Below are 16,204 nucleotides of genomic sequence, written 5' to 3'. Positions count from 1 at the left end.
CTCGAATGTCGGAATTATGGGCGAAAGGCCGAAGCAGCGGCAAACCGCAGCGTCACCGCAACCGCCGGGCACCGGCTAGGATTCACCCATGACCGACTTCACCGCCCTGCTCGATGAACTGCTGATCGACCTGCGCCAGCCGCAGGTTCGCGACCTTGCCTGGACGCTGCTCTCCCCGCCCCTGCTGCAACCTGGGAGCCCCGCGCTGCGCCATCCGCTGACCGCCAGTCGCTGGTACGCGCAGCCGTCGCTGCTGGCCGACTGGCTGCGCGCTCAGGAGCACTCGCCCGGCGAGTTGCTCGCCGAGCTCGAATCCGCCCCCCACCAGCGCCTGGGCCGCTATTACGAGCGCCTCTGGCAATACGCCCTGCAGCGCGCACCGGACCTGCGCCTGCTGGCGGCCAACCTGCCGGTGCGCGACAAGGGCCAGACCCTGGGCGAACTGGACCTGCTGCTGGAGGACGACGACGGGCTGCATCACCTGGAACTGGCCATCAAGCTCTACCTCGGCCCCAGCGAGGACGGCCCCGACTCCTGGCTCGGCCCCGGCGCCGAGGACCATCTACTACGCAAGATCGAACATTTCTACCAGCACCAGTTGCCGCTCTCCTCCACCGCCGAAGGCCTCGCCGTGGTGCGCGAGCACAGCGCGGCGCTGCCCTCACCCGGCCTCTGGCTGGGCGGCTACCTCTTTTACGCCTGGCCCACCGCCTGCCCACCGCCCGCCGGCGCCAGCGACAACCACCAGCGTGGCCGCTGGCTGCACCGACGCGCCTGGCCGGCCTACCAGGCACTGCAGCCGCAGGGCTGGCAGGTCCTGTCACGCAAGGGCTGGCTGTCTCCCGCCGCCGAAGACGACAGCTGGAGCGCGGAACGTTTCGCCACCTGGCTGGCGCAACTGCCCGAAGACGGCTTCCCGCAGATGCTGGTACGAATGGCGTTCCACGCGGGGCGCTGGCGCGAGCAGGAGCGCCTGTTCCTGGTAGGTGACCGCTGGCCGCGGGTACACAGCGGCTATTCGCGCTGAGCCGCCATCGCCTTGAGCTGTTCATCCAAGGCCCGACGCCCCTGCAAGCCGCCGCTGTGGATCGCGACAATGCGCGTACCGCGCGCCAGGCGCCCGGCGGCGACTTCATCGTGCAGCGCGAGCAATAGCTTGCCGGTGTACAACGGCTCCAGCGGCACGCCGCCCGAGGCCTCGGTGGCGAGGATGAAACGCGCCAGCGTCGCGTCGACCCTGGCGAAGCCGCCACGGCTGGCGTCGATCAGGCGATAACCGGCGTCGGCGACACCGGCTTCGTGCAACAGCTCAGGCACCTGGGTGTCGACGCCGTGCCCGGGCGGCACCGCCAGGGCGCCGATCACCGGATGCGCACCGCGCTCGCCCAGCACCAGGCCGGCCAGGGTCGTGCCGGTGCCGCAGGCGACCCAGAGCTGCTGGTAATCGCCCCAGCCGAGATCGCCGAGCCGCTGGCGAACCTGCGCCACCAACGACGAGCAGCCCCGCGCGCCGGGCAACCCGCCGCCGCCCTCGCCGACCGCCAGCAGGTGCGGATAGCGCGCGCGCCAGGGCTCCCAGTAATCGGCGTCATGACGCCGGCGATAGCCGCCATAGCCGAGCCAGTGGAGGTGCATACCGAACTGACGCAGGTCGCGGATCGTGGGGTTGTCCTGTTCGTCCCCGCGCAGCAAGCCGACGGTTTCGAAGCCGAACCGCGCGCCGGCAGCCGCCACCGCGTGAAGGTGATTGGAATGGGCACCACCCAGGGTCATCACCCCGCTCAGGCCCAGGTCGGCGGCCTGCTGGAGGTAGGGCGCGAGCTTGAACCACTTGTTGCCCGAAACGAGCGCATCCACCTGGTCCAGGCGCAACAGCGCCAGCTCGACGCCGGCGCGGTCGAGCCATTCCAGGTGAAGGCGGTGCAGCGGTGCGTCGGGGCGCCAGTCGGGAAACTGCAAGGCGCCCCGGTCAGCCGGTGGTGACGCTGCGCAGTCGGCCGGCGGTCTTGTGCCGGGAGCAGCAGTTGCTGTCGCCCTCGACGAAGCGGCCGGGGGTTTCCACCCGGTCGATGGGCATGGCGCAGCGCTCGCCGTTGGACAGGCGTCCTTCGCAGGCGGGTTGCTGGTAGTGGGCGAGCCAGCTGCGGTACTGGTCTTCGGCGACGAAGCACTTGGCGGCAGCGAAGGCCATGGGGTTTTCCTGGTAACGGGCGACATCCTGCAGCGACAGGGTCAGATGACCGGCGCCGGGATGGTACACCACGAAGATCACTCCCAGCCCGGCCAGGCGCTCCAGCACCGAGCCGTCGGCTGCCTTGGCGGCCAGGGCATCCAGTTCCAGGCGCAAACCTTCGGCGCTCTGCTGCAGTTGCGCAGCCAGTTGGCGCAGCTGCGCGGTTTCCTCGCGCAATTGCGCGGCCTCCTGGCGCAGTTGCTGGTTTTCCTGCTGGAGTTGCTGGTCCAGCTCGTTGCGGTAGCCCAGCTCGACGTCACGGACGGCGATCTGCTCCTTGTAGCGCGCCTCCAGGCTGGCCATGCGGGTGCGGGCCTCTTCCTCGATCTGCTGGCGCAGTTGCTCCAGCTCGTCGCGCCCGCTCTGTTCGATGTGCCGCAGCTGCGCGGTCAGCTCCTCGCGACCGCGCTGGAAGCCATTGGCCTGGCCGTCCAGCTCTCGACGCAGGCCGGCGTTGATCGTTTCCTCGCGCTTCAGGCCCTCGCGCAGCGCAGCGAGTTCGGCCTGCAGGACCTTGACCTGCTCCTGCGCGCCAAGCTTCAGGCGGTTGAGCTCCTGCTCGTGCTGCTGGCTGATCTGCGACAGGCGGCTCTCGTGCTGGCCGAGCAGTTCGGCAGTCTTCTGCTGATGCTCCTCGAGCAGCGCGCGGGCCAGCTTCTCGGCCTCCTCGCGGGACTCATCGGTGGGGGCATACCACTGGTGCTCGTCGGCCATCTGCAGGCGCGCCGGTTCCACGGCGGCCGGTTCCTCTTCCACCAGCACGCCCAGGTTGTTGCGCTTGATCGCCTCACGCAGCTGCACCAGGTGATTCTGCCCGGCCTCCAGGGTCGGGTCCCACAGGTGCATCTGGTGCCAGGACACCGGGCACTGGCTGCGGCATGCCAGGCGGATCGGCCCGGCGCCCATGTCGGGGCCGCGCCCGGCGCGGTCGGCGAGGTTGCGCAGCGGCAGGTTCCAGCCGCGGTCGGCCTCGCCCTTTTCGTCGAAATCCAGGTAGAAAAACACCACCGCCTTGACCAGCAGGCGCGGGTTGATCAGCACGTAGGCGAGTTGCATCTGCTGATCGGCGTATTCCGGCATCTGCACGACGTTGTCGAGCAGCGCCTCGAATTCGGGATAGAGCATTTCCCTGCAGACGCCACGGTCATTGAAGAAGACCACGGCTTCCACCATTTGAGGCTTCTTCTGCATGCTCATCGATTGACCTCTGGGCTAGTGCGGGAGGAAGTCTGAGAAAAGGGTCTGTCAGAAATGCAGCACCCAGACGGCGGGAAAATCCCGACATCCGAGCAAGTCTAGGGGAATTAATGTCGCAGGCAATGTGACTCGGTTGGCACCCGATCCGGCAGTGGTGCCGGGCGGTTAACTGGCTGGATAATTCTGTGACGCGGTTGGATTTTCGAAAGGATATCCGGGCCCGGAAGGGAACTTTTCCGGGCCCGGATTTGTGATCCAGCCCTCAGCCGACGCAGCGCGAAGCTGGGCCGGCCATGGGCCGCATCACGTCACAGCTCGGCGGCGAGGCGCGAGCCCTGGTTGATGGCGCGCTTGGCGTCCAGCTCGGCCGCCACGTCGGCGCCGCCGATCAGGTGGACGCGCTGGCCGGCCGCCACCAGGCCGTCGTGCAGCTCGCGCAGCGGCTCCTGGCCGGCGCAGACGATCACCGTATCCACCGGCAGCACCTGCGGCTCGCCGCCGGCGATGCTGATGTGCAGGCCATCATTGTCGACCTTGAGGTACTCGACACTGTTGAGCATCTGCACCTGCTTGTTCTTCAGGCCGGTGCGGTGGATCCAGCCGGTGGTCTTGCCCAGGCCGTCGCCGACCTTGGACTTCTTGCGCTGCAACAGGAACACCTGGCGTGCCGCGGCGTGCGGGTGCGCCTGGATGCCGGCGATGCCGCCACGGGCCTCCAACTTCTCGTCGATGCCCCACTCCTGCCAGAAGGCATGGCGATCCAGGCTGGTGGATTCACCGGCATGGGTGATGTACTCGGACACATCGAAACCGATGCCGCCGGCGCCGATCACCGCCGCGCGCTGGCCGACCGGCTTGCGTTCGAGGATGGCGTCCAGGTAGCTGATCACCTTGGCGTTCTCGATCCCGGGGATGGCCGGCGTGCGCGGCACGATGCCGGTGGCCAGGATTATTTCGTCGAAGCCGCCCTTGACCAGGTCGTCGACGCTGACGCGGGTGTTCAGACGCAGGTCGACGCCGGTGGTCTCCAGCTTGCGCTTGAAGTAGCGCAGGGTCTCGTAGAACTCTTCCTTGCCCGGTACGCGCTTGGCGACGTTGAACTGCCCGCCGATCTCGCCGGCCGCGTCGAACAGGGTGACGTCATGGCCGCGCTCGGCCGCCACGGTGGCAGCGGACAGGCCGGCGGGGCCCGCGCCGACCACGGCGATCTTCTTCACGTGGGTGGTCGGGATGTAGTTCAGCTCGGTCTCGTGGCAGGCGCGCGGGTTCACCAGGCAGCTGGTCAGCTTGCCGCCGAAGGTGTGGTCCAGGCAGGCCTGGTTGCAGCCGATGCAGGTGTTGATCTCGTCGGCGCGGCCTTCGGCGGCCTTGTTGACGAAGTCCGGGTCGGCGAGGAACGGGCGGGCCATCGACACCATGTCGGCGTCGCCTTCGGCCAGAACCTGCTCGGCGACTTCCGGGGTGTTGATGCGGTTGGTGGTGATCAGCGGAATACCGATCTCGCCGCGCAGCTTGGCGGTGACCTTGGTGAAGGCCGCGCGCGGCACCTTGGTGGCGATGGTCGGGATACGCGCCTCGTGCCAGCCGATGCCGGTGTTGATCAGCGTCGCGCCGGCCTTTTCGATGGCCTTGGCCAGCAGGACGATCTCGTCCCAGGTGCTGCCGCCTTCCACCAGGTCGAGCATCGACAGGCGATAGATGATGATGAAGTTCGGGCCCACGGCCTCGCGCACGCGGCGGACGATTTCCACCGGCAGGCGCATGCGGTTCTCGTAGCTGCCACCCCAGCGGTCGGTGCGGTGGTTGGTGTGGGCAACCAGGAACTGGTTGATGAAGTAGCCTTCGGAACCCATGATCTCGACGCCGTCGTAGCCGGCGACCTGGGCCAGGCTGGAGCAATTGACGAAGTCGGCGATCTGCTTCTCGATGCCCTCTTCATCCAGCTCGCGCGGCCTGAACGGGTTGATCGGCGCCTGGATGGCGCTGGGTGCGACGGACTTGGGGCTGTAGGCATAGCGGCCGGCGTGGAGGATCTGCATGCAGATCTTCCCGCCCGCCTCGTGCACCGCCTGGGTGACGATCTTGTGCTTCTCGGCTTCCTCGGCGGTGCTCAGCTTGGCCGCGCCGGCATACACACCACCTTCCTCGTTCGGGCCGATGCCGCCGGTGACCATCAGGCCGACGCCACCACGGGCGCGCTCGGCGAAGTACGCCGCCATGCGCTCGAAGCCCTGCGGTTTTTCCTCGAGGCCAGTGTGCATGGAGCCCATCAGGGTGCGGTTGCGCAGGGTGGTGAAGCCCAGGTCCAGCGGTGCGAGCAGGTGCGGGTAAGTGGCGGTCATGATTCCTCCGGCATTCACGATGATGCCGCGCCCTCAGCCTGCGCTCGCGGAACGGCGGGGCATGGGGCGCGGTCGGTATGGGGCAGACTCTAAGGAGCGCACCCTCGCCGCTCAATGATCGAAAATGACAAGTTACTGACCCAAGATGACACCCCAGCTTGGCAACGCCCGGCCCAACCCCTACCCTGTGGTGCATTCCATGAGTACCCGTCCTTTATGCGCAAGCTGATCTTCCTCGTCCTGGTGATCCTCTTCGCCGGCTATGCCGGTTGGGCGGAGCGCCGCCCGGTGGGCCACTACCTGTCCGACCTGCGCAGCCAGGTCGTGCTCAACCAGGGCCAGCCGGCCGAGCGCGGCAACCTGCTGGGCGTGCAGCCGGAGCTGTTCACTCAGGACTACCAGAGCGTCGAGCGCCTGCGCCTGAAGTTCCACGCCTACCTGGCCAAGGCCCGCGACGAGGGGCTGATCAACCCGCGCACCGTGGTGGTATTCCCCGAGCACATCGGCACCTGGCTGGTGGCCGCGGGCGAGAAGCCCGAGGTCTATCAGACCGAACACCTCACCGAGGCCATGGAATGGATGGCTGCCAGCAACCCGCTGAAACTGGCGCGCGGCTGGCTGGGCGCCAAGGGCGAGGATCGCATGGCCGACGCCCTGTTCCGCATGAAGGCGGTGGACATGGCCCACGACTACCAGACGCTGTTCGGCTCCCTGGCAAAGGAGTTCGGCGTGACCATCGTCGCCGGCTCCATCGTGCTGCCCAACCCGCGCATCGTCGAGGGGCAGATCCGCACCGGCAATGGCCGGCTCTACAACGTCACCCAGGTCTTCGGCAGCGATGGCCTGCCGCTGGGCAAGCCGCAGCGCAAGCTGTTCCCCATCGATGCGGAGCAAGGCTTCACCCGCGGCGGCGATGCCGACGATCTGCAAGTGCTGCAGACCCCGGCCGGCCGCCTGGGCGTGCTGGTCTGCGCCGACAGCTGGTACCCGGCGAGCTACAGCGTGCTGGCATCGAACAAGCCCGACATCATTGCGGTGCCTGCCTTCCTCACGGGCAACGGCAGCTGGAGCAAGCCGTGGAAGGGCTACAACGGCGGCGCCACGCCCGGCGACGTCAGCCTCAAGCCCGGCGCGCTCTCCGAAGGCGAAGCCTGGGAGCGCCTGGCCCTGGCTGGCCGGCTCAAGGCAAGCGGCGCCCATGCCGGTATCACCGTCTTCCTGCGGGGGCACCTCTGGGACCTGGGCAGCGACGGCCGCAGCCTGGTCGTCGACGGCGACGGCCATACCCTGGCGCCCGACGGCCCCGGCGCGCGCCTGATCAACCTCTGGCTATGACCCGCGCGACGATGCGCCTGGGCGACCTCTCGGTGGGCTTCGTTCACAGCCTCGCCGACGCGCTGGCGGAAAGCGGCGTCGCCCCGCAGCCGCTGCTGGAACAATACGGCCTGGACGCGGCGCGCCTGGGCGAACCCGGCGCGCGCCTGTCGATCCCCCGCTACATGCGCCTGGGCCACGCGGCCATCCAGCAGAGTGGAGACCCAGCCCTGGGCCTGCGCATGGGCCGTTTGAGCCGGCCGAGCCAGAGCGGTCTGGCCGGCGTCACCGCCGCACAGGCGCCCAACCTGCGCGCCGCCGCCCGAGCGCTGATTCGCTTCGAGCCGCTGTACGCACAGAACTACCGCGGCCAGAGCAGCTTCATCGAGGATGCCGGCGGCGCCTGGCTGCGCTTCTATTCCATCAGCCCGTACAACGCCTATAACCGCTTCGTGGTGGACTCGGTCCTGGCTGGATGGGTCAGCATGCTCGGCAGCATCGGCGCGCAGCCGCTGCGCCCGGAGAAGATCGAGATCGAGTACCCGGCGCCCGCCTGGGCCTCGCGCTTCGAAGAACTGCTCGGATGCCCGGTGGAGTTCGCTGCGCAGCACAACCAGCTGCGCCTGGACCAGGCAGCGCTGGCGCGCGCCAACCCGGACCACTGCCCGAGTACCTGGCGGCAATTGCTGGATATCTGCGAGAAGGAACTGGAGCAGCTGACCCGCACACGCAGCCTGCGCGAGCGCGTCGCTCAATTGCTGGGCCCGATGCTCAACGGCCGCGAACCGGACCTGGAGGAAGTGGCCGCGCGGCTAAAGCTGCCGACCTGGACACTGCGGCGCAAGCTGGCCGAGGAAGGTACGCAGTTCCGCAGCATCCTCAACGATACCCGCCGCGACCTGGCGATGATCTACATCCGCGACACGGACCTGGCCTTCGGCGAGATCGCCTACCTGCTCGGTTTCGCCTCCGCGGAGGCCTTCCAGCGCGCCTTCAAGCGCTGGAGCGGGCAGACTCCCGGGGAATTCCGCCGCGCCCAGCGCCACAGCGCCTGATCACATCTCCGTGGCGTCGTCAGCCGGCTCCGGCAGATCCTGTTCCACGGCATGTTGTTCCAGCAGTTCTTCCTGATAGTCGTCCATTGGCTTTTCTCCTGACCGTTTGATCGGGTTTTAGCAAAGACCATGGGGAAAAAGCTAGACGGCAAAGGTTAACGGGCTGTGACAGCGTCTTACAGCGCAGCAGTAGGATTTTTCGGGCGGAAACGAAAAAGCCCTCAGGTATCGCTACCTGAGGGCTTTCGAATATGGCGCAGCGGACGGGACTCGAACCCGCGACCCCCGGCGTGACAGGCCGGTATTCTAACCGACTGAACTACCGCTGCGTGTCGGTTGGACTTTCGTCCGGTACAGCAACCTCCTGGCGCCTGGAGTGAATCACTCGACAAGCCGGTTCGGGGTAGGAACCAAGGAGGGGGAAATGGCGCAGCGGACGGGACTCGAACCCGCGACCCCCGGCGTGACAGGCCGGTATTCTAACCGACTGAACTACCGCTGCGCGTAACTGCGAGAGTGGTGGGTGATGACGGGATCGAACCGCCGACCCTCTGCTTGTAAGGCAGATGCTCTCCCGGCTGAGCTAATCACCCTTCGTCTCGAAGTGGGGCGCATTCTACAGCCGGCAGAACCTAAGTCAATGCCCTGATTGAATTTTTTTTCATTTTCCGCAAAAAAAGTTCGGCGTGCAGTTGAGGCCTCGATTCTGGGCAGGGGTTCGCGAGCAAGCTCGCTCCTACAGCAGAGCGGCACCGCCGTACCTGTAGGAGCGAGCTTGCTCGCGAACAGCCCAACGCCGACGTCAGCCGCCAAAAGAAAAAGGGCGACCCTCGGGCCGCCCTCCTCTTCCACGCTCGACGGTCAGTCGAGGTAGATCATCTTGCGCGTCATGCCGCCGTCGATCACCAGCTCCTGGGCCGTGACGAAGCCGGCGCTGTCGCCGATCAGCCAGGCCACCGCCGAGGCGATGTCCTCCACCGTACCGACGCGGCCGACCAGGTGCTGGTCATGGTCCAGTTCGGTCAGCGGCGCGGCCTCGCGCTCGCGCAGGTCGCGGGCGTCGATCCAGCCGGGGGAAATCGCATTGACGCGAATCTCCGGGCCCAGGCTGCTGGCCAGGGCATGGGTCAAGGACAGCAGCCCACCCTTGCTTGCCGCGTAGGCTTCGGAATTCGGCTCGGACTGGTGCGCGCGGGTGGACGCGATGTTGACGATGGCACCACTGTGCGCGCGCAGGTACGGCGCACAGTGCTTGGCCAGCAGCATCGGGCCGGTGAGGTTCACCGCCAGGGTGCGGTTCCACTCGTTCAGGCCGAGGCCTTCCAGCGGCGTATTGTGCGGCCGGGCGATGGCGGCGTTGCTCACCAGCGCATCGAGGCGACCGAACTGGCCGATCAGCTCGGCCACGGCCGCGGCCACCTGCCCTTCGTTGGCTACGTCCAGTGCGATGAAGCTGGCGCGCTCGCCCAGTGCTGCCGCGACTTTCGGGCCACGCTCGCGGTCGATATCCGCCAGCACCACCTGCCAGCCCTCGGCGACCAGCCAGGCGGCGACGCCCAGGCCGATGCCATGCGCTGCACCGGTGACCAGCACCACCCGGCCGTTGCCCAGGGCTTCCATCACACTCACAGCGCAGCCAGGCCTCGCGCCAGGTCAGCCTGGATGTCATCGACATCTTCCAGGCCCACGGCAACGCGGATCAGGTTGTCACGGATACCCGCGTTCTCGCGCTCGGCCGGCGACAGACGACCATGGGAGGTGGTCGCCGGGTGAGCGATGGTGGTCTTGGTATCACCCAGGTTGGTGGTGATGGAGATCATCCGGGTGGCGTCGATGCAGCGCCAGGCGGCAGCCTTGTCGCCCTTCACCTCGAAGCTCACTACGGCGCCGAAGCCCTTCTGCTGGCGCTTGGCAAGCTCGTGCTGCGGGTGACTGGTCAGGCCCGCGTAATACACGCGCTCCACACCGGGCTGTTGCTCCAGCCACTCGGCAACCCGTTGCGCCGAGGCACTGTGGGCCTGCATGCGCACGCGCAGGGTTTCCAGGCCTTTGATGAAGATCCAGGCGTTGAACGGGCTCAGGGTCGGGCCGGCGGTACGCAGGAAGCCGACGACCGGCTCCATGTGCACGCGGCGACCGGCAACCACGCCGCCCATGGTACGGCCCTGGCCGTCGATGTACTTGGTCGCCGAGTGGATGACCACGTCCGCGCCCAGTTTCAGCGGCTGCTGCAGCGCCGGGGTGCAGAAGCAGTTGTCCACCGCCAGCAGCGCGCCCTTGGCATGGGCGATCTCGGCCAGCGCGGCGATGTCCACCAGCTCGGCCAGCGGGTTGGACGGCGATTCGACGAAGAACAGCTTGGTGTTCGGCTTGCAGGCCGCTTCCCAGGCTTTCAGGTCGCTCAGCGGCGGGTAGTCCACTTCGATGCCGAAGCGTTTGAAGTACTTCTCGAACAGGCTGATGGTCGAGCCGAACACGCTGCGCGACACCAGCACGTGGTCGCCGGCGCTGCACAGGCTCATCACCAGGGAGAGGATCGCCGACATGCCGGTGGACGTCGCCACCGCCTGCTCGGCGCCTTCCAGCGCGGCGATGCGCTCCTCGAAGGTGCGCACCGTGGGGTTGGTGTAGCGCGAGTAGACGTTGCCCGGCACTTCACCGGCGAAACGTGCGGCCGCATCGGCGGCGCTGCGGAACACGTAGCTGGAGGTGGTGAACAGGCCTTCGCCGTGTTCCGCCTCCGGGGTGCGGCGCTGCCCGGCGCGCACTGCGAGGGTGTCGAAGCCGACACCCTCCAGGTCGCTGTCCAGCCGGCCGGCTTCCCAATCCTGAGCCATGCCTGCTCTCCTTAGTCGTTATAGAGATCGATGATGGCGCTGACCGCGGCACCCTTGGTCTTGGTGGCGTCGTTGCGCGCCTGGTCGATCTTGTTCAGATAGGCTTCGTCGACGTCGCCGGTGACGTACTCACCGTTGAACACGGCGCAGTCGAAGTGGTCGATCTTGATCTTGCCGCCCTCGGTGGATTCGATCAGGTCCTGCAGGTCCTGATATACCAGCCAGTCGGCGCCGATCAGCTCGCCGACTTCCTCGGTGCTGCGGTTGTGCGCGATCAGCTCGTGGGCGCTCGGCATGTCGATGCCGTAGACGTTGGGGTAGCGCACCGCGGGGGCGGCGGAGCAGAAGTAGACGTTCTTCGCGCCGGCCTCGCGGGCCATCTGGATGATCTGCTTGCAGGTGGTGCCGCGGACGATGGAGTCGTCCACCAGCATCACGTTCTTGCCGCGGAATTCCAACTCGATGGCGTTGAGCTTCTGGCGCACCGATTTCTTGCGCGCGGCCTGGCCGGGCATGATGAAGGTACGGCCGATGTAGCGGTTCTTCACGAAGCCTTCGCGGAACTTCACGCCCAGGCGGTTGGCCAGCTCCAGCGCGGCGGTGCGGCTGGTGTCCGGGATCGGGATGACCACGTCGATATCGTGGTCCGGACGTTCGCGCAGGATCTTGTCGGCCAGCTTCTCGCCCATGCGCAGGCGCGCCTTGTAGACCGAGATGCCGTCGATGATGGAGTCCGGGCGGGCCAGGTAGACGTGCTCGAAGATGCACGGCGAGTACTGCGGGTTGGCCGCGCACTGGCGGGTGAACAGCTTGCCTTCTTCGGTGATGTACACCGCTTCGCCCGGCGCCAGGTCGCGGATCAGGGTGAAGCCGAGGACGTCCAGGGCCACGCTTTCAGAGGCGATCATGTATTCCACGCCGTTCTCGGTGTGACGCTGGCCGAAGACGATCGGGCGGATCGCGTGGGGATCACGGAAGCCGACGATGCCGTAGCCGGTGATCATTGCCACCACGGCGTAACCGCCGACGCAGCGGGCATGCACGCCTGCCACCGCGGCGAACACGTCTTCCTCGGTGGGCTGCAGCTTGTTGCGCACCGCCAGCTCATGGGCGAATACGTTGAGCAGCACCTCCGAGTCGGAGTTGGTGTTCACGTGGCGCAGGTCGGATTCGTAGATTTCCTTGGCCAACTGCTCGACGTTGGTCAGGTTACCGTTGTGCGCCAGGGTGATGCCGTAGGGCGAGTTGACGTAGAACGGCTGCGCTTCGGCCGAGCTGGAGCTGCCCGCGGTGGGGTAGCGCACGTGGCCGATGCCGATCTTGCCGACCAGGCGCTGCATGTGGCGCTGCTGGAAGACATCACGGACCAGGCCGTTGTCCTTGCGCAGGTACAGACGGTCGTCCTGACAGGTGACAATCCCCGCAGCGTCCTGGCCACGATGCTGGAGAACGGTGAGCGCGTCATAGAGCGCCTGATTGACGTTCGACTTGCCCACGATACCGACGATGCCACACATGCGACGCAACCCCTAGTTGGTTTCAGGCTAAAACAATTCCGTAGTTGGCAGTATCCACCGGACCTGCCATAGCGGCGACGGCTACCCGTCGCCTCCGCCCGCCCGTCACTGGGCCGGCAGCATCGACCCCACTCCGGATGGCGGAGTGATGGTCACGCCGGACATCCACTGCCCGGCAAACGTCAGGATGAAATTCTTCGACCAGTCGGCGACCATCAGGAAATGCGGCATCAGCACCGATTGCTGCCACCACGGGTCCTGTTGCACCGGCGCCAGGCTCAGCAGGCCGACCAGCAGCACCACCAGCAGCACGCCACGAGCGCCGCCGAAGACCATGCCGAGCACACGGTCGGTACCGGACATGCCGGTTACCCGCACCAGCTCGCTGATAAGGAAGTTGACCAGCGCACCCAACAGCAGCGTGACGACGAACAACAGGGCGCACGCGGCGATGACACGCCCCGAGGGCAGCTGAATGTAGGGTGCGAGATGCTCGGCCAGGGCGCCGCCGAACATCCAGGCGACCGCGCCGGCTACGATCCAGGTGACCAGCGACAGGGCTTCTTTGACGAAACCACGGCTCAAGCTGATCAGGCTGGAAATGACGATGATGCCGATCATCGTCCAATCGACCCAGGTAAATGCCACGTTGCGGCCCAGAAACGGAAAGGCCCCGCATTTTAGCAGAGGCCTTCGATTTAGAAGAGCCCCAGTTTGTCATGGGGCCGATTGAGAAAAGCTAACGAACGGGCTCAGCCCCGCTCAGGCTGGAAACGCACGACGAAACCATTGAGCTTCTGCTGCTTGCCCAGTTGGTCGCGCAGGCGGTCCGCCTCGGCGCGCTCGACCACCGGGCCGACGAACACCCGGTTCATACCGTCGAAGCTGCGCACATAGGCGTTGTAGCCCTGGCTGCGCAGGGACTTCTGCAGCTCGTCGGCGCGGGCGCGATTGGACAGGCTGGCCAATTGCACCGACCAGCTCACCGGCAGGTTGTTGCTGTCCAGGCGCTGCGCCGGCTGTTGCGCGGCAGCGGCCGGAGTGGCGCTGGCCTGGGTCTGGGCAGGCTGCTGCACCGGAGCGGCTGGCTTGGGAGCGGCCGGTTGCGCGGCCGGCGTCTTCGGCGGGGTCGGCTGCGCCTGCTGGGTCGGCAGACTGGCAATCGGCGCGGAAGGCGCTTGCGCAGCAGGTGCCTCGGCCGGCGGCACGGCGTTGTCGGCGTCCTCGGCCTGCGGCTCGGGGACTTCGGTCGGTTGCACTTCGACGGTGGGCATGGCCGGCGGCTTGGGCATCACCGGAGCCTCGACCACCACCTGGCGTACATCATCCTCGCGGGAGAACAGCATCGGCAGGAAGATCACCGCCAGTGCCAGCAGCACCAGCGCTCCGACTACCCGCTGCTTGAGCCCCTTATCGAGCAACGCCATGCAACCACTCCCCTCAGGTCCACTTATTGAGCAGCTCATCGAGCCGCTTATTGAGCAGCCTTGGCGAGCCACTCCAGGGCATCCGCCACGCTGTAGAACGAACCAAACACCAGAATCTCGTCGTCGGCGCTTGCTGCATCGCACTGCGCCGCCAGCGCCGCGGCGATATCGCCATGGCAACCGACCCGAGCCCCGCGAGCCTGCAACGCCGCCGCCAGCTCTGCGGCGGGACGGCTGCGGCCGGTGGGCAGCGGCGCGACGGCCCAATCCTGCACCAAGCCGAGCACGGGTTCCAGTACGCCGTCGAGATCCTTGTCCGCCAGCAGGCCGAACACCGCGTGGCGCACACCCTTGGGCGGCGCCGCGCGCAGGCGGCCGGCGAGATACTGCGCCGCGTGCGGATTATGCCCGACGTCGAGCAGCAAGTGGCGCTCTTCGCCATGCCACTGCACGGTGCGCCGGTCCAGGCGCCCGGTGACGCGGGTGCGCTGCAGCGCGGCGACCAGTTGCGCGGGCTGCCACGGCAGGTCCAGCAAGGCATAGACCTGCAAGGCCAGCGCTGCGTTCTCCATCGGCAGCTCGAGCAGCGGAAGATTGTGCAGGCTCAGCGCTTCGCCCGTGGCGGAGCGACCGCGCCAGTGCCAGTCGCCCTCGCCCAGCGCCAGGTCGAAGTCGCGACCGCGCAGGGCCAGCGGCGAACCCAGCGCACGCGCCTGCTCCAGGATCGGTGCCGGCGGCTCCAGGTCACCACAGACGGCCGGCTTGCCCGCGCGGAAGATGCCGGCCTTCTCGAAGGCCACGCTTTCCCGCGTGTCGCCCAGCCAGTCGGCGTGGTCGATCCCGATACTGGTGACCACGGCGATGTCGGAATCGATCAGGTTGACCGCATCCAGCCGACCGCCCAGGCCGACTTCCAGCACCACGGCGTCCAGCCTGGCACGCTCGAACAGCCAGAAGGCCGCGAGGGTGCCCATCTCGAAATAGGTGAGGGAGATTTCACCCCTGGCCGCCTCGACGGCGGCGAAGGCTTCGCAGAGCGCAGCGTCGCTGGCTTCGGCGCCATCGATGAGCACGCGCTCGTTGTAACGCAGCAGGTGCGGCGAGCTGTACACGCCGACGCGCTGGCCCTGCTCGCCCAGCAGGGCGGCGAGGAAGGCGCAGGTGGAACCCTTGCCGTTGGTGCCGGTAACGGTCACCACACGGGGCGCGGGGCGCCCCAGGCCAAGCCGGCCAGCCACTTCACTGGAGCGGTCCAGCCCCATGTCGATTGCCGTGGGGTGGAGTTGTTCGAGATAGCTGAGCCAGTCGGCAAGGGTACGTTGGGTCATCCTGCGAGCGCGGTACTTGGAGTGTGGGTGAACTTGGCGAGCAGCTTGGCCAGACGCTCACGCATTTCGGAACGATGCACGATCATATCGATGGCGCCGTGCTCCAGCAGGAATTCGCTGCGCTGGAAGCCTTCGGGCAGCTTCTCGCGCACGGTCTGCTCGATCACCCGCGGGCCGGCGAAGCCGATCAGGGCGCGCGGCTCGCCGACGATCACGTCGCCGAGCATCGCCAGGCTCGCGGACACGCCGCCGTAGACCGGGTCGGTCAGCACGGAGATGAACGGAATACCTTCTTCGCGCAGGCGAGCCAGCGCGGCGGAGGTCTTGGCCATCTGCATCAGGGAGATCAGCGCTTCCTGCATGCGCGCGCCACCCGAGGCGGAGAAGCAGATCATCGGGCAACGGTTTTCCAGGGCGTAGTTGGCCGCGCGCACGAAGCGCTCGCCGACGATGGAGCCCATGGAGCCGCCCATGAAGGAGAATTCGAAGGCGCTGACCACGACCGGCAGGCCCATCAGCTTGCCGCTCATGGAGATCAGCGCGTCCTTCTCGCCAGTATCCTTCTGCGCGGCGGTCAGGCGGTCCTTGTACTTCTTGCTGTCGCGGAACTTCAGGCGGTCCACCGGTTCCAGCTCGGCGCCCAGCTCCTCGCGGCCTTCCTCATCGAGGAAGATATCGATGCGCGCACGCGCGCCGATACGCATGTGGTGATCGCACTTGGGGCAGACGTCGAGGGTCTTTTCCAGCTCGGGGCGGTACAGCACCGCTTCGCAGGACGGGCACTTGTGCCACAGGCCTTCCGGTACCGAGCTCTTCTTCGCCTCGGAACGCATGATGGAAGGGATCAGCTTGTCTACCAGCCAGTTGCTCATGCTCTCGTCTCCAGTGCAGGGGCGCGGCGCGATGGGTTGCGCGTGCCTCTGAGCAAATTCATCGTCGCGGTTCCGACTTCAA

Annotated in this window: 13 protein-coding genes and 3 tRNA genes; 3 read left to right on the top strand and 13 right to left on the bottom strand. The window is 66.9% G+C overall.

Features of this window, described 5'->3' with window-relative positions; all coding sequences use genetic code 11:
- Positions 1–88: 88 nt before the first annotated feature.
- Entirely contained in the window at positions 89–1,027 is a 939-nt protein-coding gene (locus ACNFIA_RS22090) for a DUF1853 family protein (RefSeq protein ID WP_416788659.1), read from the top strand.
- Here ACNFIA_RS22090 and ACNFIA_RS22085 read toward each other — a convergent pair.
- The 3 genes from ACNFIA_RS22085 to ACNFIA_RS22075 form a co-directional block, all read right to left on the bottom strand.
- A complete protein-coding gene (locus tag ACNFIA_RS22085) occupies positions 1,015–1,959 on the bottom strand; it encodes a 1-aminocyclopropane-1-carboxylate deaminase/D-cysteine desulfhydrase (RefSeq protein ID WP_416788656.1) in 945 nt (314 codons plus the stop codon). The two genes, ACNFIA_RS22090 and ACNFIA_RS22085, sit on opposite strands and share 13 nt — an antisense overlap.
- 10 nt (positions 1,960–1,969) lie before the next feature.
- A complete protein-coding gene (locus ACNFIA_RS22080; protein ID WP_416788653.1) occupies positions 1,970–3,430 on the bottom strand; it encodes a chromosome partitioning protein ParA in 1,461 nt (486 codons plus the stop codon).
- A 308-nt stretch (positions 3,431–3,738) separates the two neighbouring features.
- Complete coding sequence (locus tag ACNFIA_RS22075; RefSeq protein ID WP_416788650.1) at positions 3,739–5,772, bottom strand: FAD-dependent oxidoreductase; 2,034 nt, start codon at positions 5,770–5,772, stop codon at positions 3,739–3,741.
- Between the two features lie 216 nt (positions 5,773–5,988).
- Between ACNFIA_RS22075 and ACNFIA_RS22070 the strand changes: the two genes are divergently transcribed.
- On the top strand, positions 5,989–7,107 hold the full coding sequence (locus tag ACNFIA_RS22070; protein WP_416788648.1) for a carbon-nitrogen hydrolase family protein: 1,119 nt from the start codon (positions 5,989–5,991) through the stop codon (positions 7,105–7,107).
- Complete coding sequence (locus tag ACNFIA_RS22065) at positions 7,104–8,141, top strand: AraC family transcriptional regulator (RefSeq protein ID WP_416788645.1); 1,038 nt, start codon at positions 7,104–7,106, stop codon at positions 8,139–8,141. Before ACNFIA_RS22070 ends, ACNFIA_RS22065 begins: the two co-directional genes overlap by 4 nt.
- A 252-nt stretch (positions 8,142–8,393) precedes the next feature.
- Here ACNFIA_RS22065 and ACNFIA_RS22060 read toward each other — a convergent pair.
- The 10 genes from ACNFIA_RS22060 to accD form a co-directional block, all read right to left on the bottom strand.
- Positions 8,394–8,470, bottom strand: a tRNA-Asp gene (locus ACNFIA_RS22060).
- A 96-nt stretch (positions 8,471–8,566) separates the two neighbouring features.
- Positions 8,567–8,643: transfer RNA gene (locus tag ACNFIA_RS22055), tRNA-Asp, on the bottom strand.
- Between the two features lie 15 nt (positions 8,644–8,658).
- A tRNA-Val gene (locus ACNFIA_RS22050) sits at positions 8,659–8,734 on the bottom strand.
- A gap of 268 nt (positions 8,735–9,002) precedes the next feature.
- The gene (locus tag ACNFIA_RS22045) at positions 9,003–9,761 is read right to left on the bottom strand and encodes an SDR family oxidoreductase (RefSeq protein WP_416788716.1); all 759 of its coding nucleotides are present in this window, start codon (positions 9,759–9,761) and stop codon (positions 9,003–9,005) included.
- Positions 9,762–9,766: 5 nt separating this feature from the next.
- On the bottom strand, positions 9,767–10,978 hold the full coding sequence (locus ACNFIA_RS22040; protein WP_416788642.1) for an O-succinylhomoserine sulfhydrylase: 1,212 nt from the start codon (positions 10,976–10,978) through the stop codon (positions 9,767–9,769).
- Between the two features lie 11 nt (positions 10,979–10,989).
- Positions 10,990–12,495 carry an amidophosphoribosyltransferase gene (gene purF / locus ACNFIA_RS22035; protein WP_259756267.1) on the bottom strand — a complete coding sequence of 502 codons (1,506 nt, stop codon included), beginning with the start codon at positions 12,493–12,495 and terminating at the stop codon, positions 10,990–10,992.
- 105 nt (positions 12,496–12,600) lie between these two features.
- Positions 12,601–13,143, bottom strand: coding sequence for a CvpA family protein (locus tag ACNFIA_RS22030; protein ID WP_259756268.1), 543 nt, complete (start codon positions 13,141–13,143; stop codon positions 12,601–12,603).
- Between the two features lie 104 nt (positions 13,144–13,247).
- Positions 13,248–13,922 (bottom strand): SPOR domain-containing protein, encoded by a 675-nt coding sequence (locus ACNFIA_RS22025; protein ID WP_416788639.1) that lies wholly within the window; start codon positions 13,920–13,922, stop codon positions 13,248–13,250.
- Positions 13,923–13,969: 47 nt separating this feature from the next.
- Positions 13,970–15,250: a bifunctional tetrahydrofolate synthase/dihydrofolate synthase gene (gene folC / locus ACNFIA_RS22020; RefSeq protein ID WP_416788636.1), complete on the bottom strand. Its 1,281-nt coding sequence runs from the start codon at positions 15,248–15,250 to the stop codon at positions 13,970–13,972.
- Positions 15,247–16,122, bottom strand: a complete 876-nt coding sequence (gene accD, locus ACNFIA_RS22015; RefSeq protein ID WP_017520379.1) for an acetyl-CoA carboxylase, carboxyltransferase subunit beta — start codon at positions 16,120–16,122, stop codon at positions 15,247–15,249. The genes folC and accD overlap by 4 nt, the downstream gene beginning before the upstream one ends.
- Positions 16,123–16,204 lie beyond the last annotated feature (82 nt).

It is taken from the genome of Pseudomonas sp. NY15437, from assembly GCF_048068435.1.
Taxonomy (GTDB): domain Bacteria; phylum Pseudomonadota; class Gammaproteobacteria; order Pseudomonadales; family Pseudomonadaceae; genus Pseudomonas; species Pseudomonas nitroreducens_B.
The sequence above is the reverse complement of the archived record's forward strand: the minus strand, read 5'-3'. Positions and strand labels throughout refer to the sequence as shown.

Excerpts from the sequence above, each read along its gene's own strand:
- purF (WP_259756267.1), bottom strand. The coding sequence starts at position 12,495 with ATGTGTGGCATCGTCGGTATCGTGGGCAAGTCGAACGTCAATCAGGCG.
- ACNFIA_RS22045 (WP_416788716.1), bottom strand. The coding sequence starts at position 9,761 with ATGGAAGCCCTGGGCAACGGCCGGGTGGTGCTGGTCACCGGTGCAGCG.
- ACNFIA_RS22040 (WP_416788642.1), bottom strand. The coding sequence starts at position 10,978 with ATGGCTCAGGATTGGGAAGCCGGCCGGCTGGACAGCGACCTGGAGGGT.
- ACNFIA_RS22025 (WP_416788639.1), bottom strand. The coding sequence starts at position 13,922 with ATGGCGTTGCTCGATAAGGGGCTCAAGCAGCGGGTAGTCGGAGCGCTG.
- ACNFIA_RS22090 (WP_416788659.1), top strand. The coding sequence starts at position 89 with ATGACCGACTTCACCGCCCTGCTCGATGAACTGCTGATCGACCTGCGC.
- folC (WP_416788636.1), bottom strand. The coding sequence starts at position 15,250 with ATGACCCAACGTACCCTTGCCGACTGGCTCAGCTATCTCGAACAACTC.
- accD (WP_017520379.1), bottom strand. The coding sequence starts at position 16,122 with ATGAGCAACTGGCTGGTAGACAAGCTGATCCCTTCCATCATGCGTTCC.
- ACNFIA_RS22065 (WP_416788645.1), top strand. The coding sequence starts at position 7,104 with ATGACCCGCGCGACGATGCGCCTGGGCGACCTCTCGGTGGGCTTCGTT.
- ACNFIA_RS22070 (WP_416788648.1), top strand. The coding sequence starts at position 5,989 with ATGCGCAAGCTGATCTTCCTCGTCCTGGTGATCCTCTTCGCCGGCTAT.
- ACNFIA_RS22080 (WP_416788653.1), bottom strand. The coding sequence starts at position 3,430 with ATGAGCATGCAGAAGAAGCCTCAAATGGTGGAAGCCGTGGTCTTCTTC.
- ACNFIA_RS22075 (WP_416788650.1), bottom strand. The coding sequence starts at position 5,772 with ATGACCGCCACTTACCCGCACCTGCTCGCACCGCTGGACCTGGGCTTC.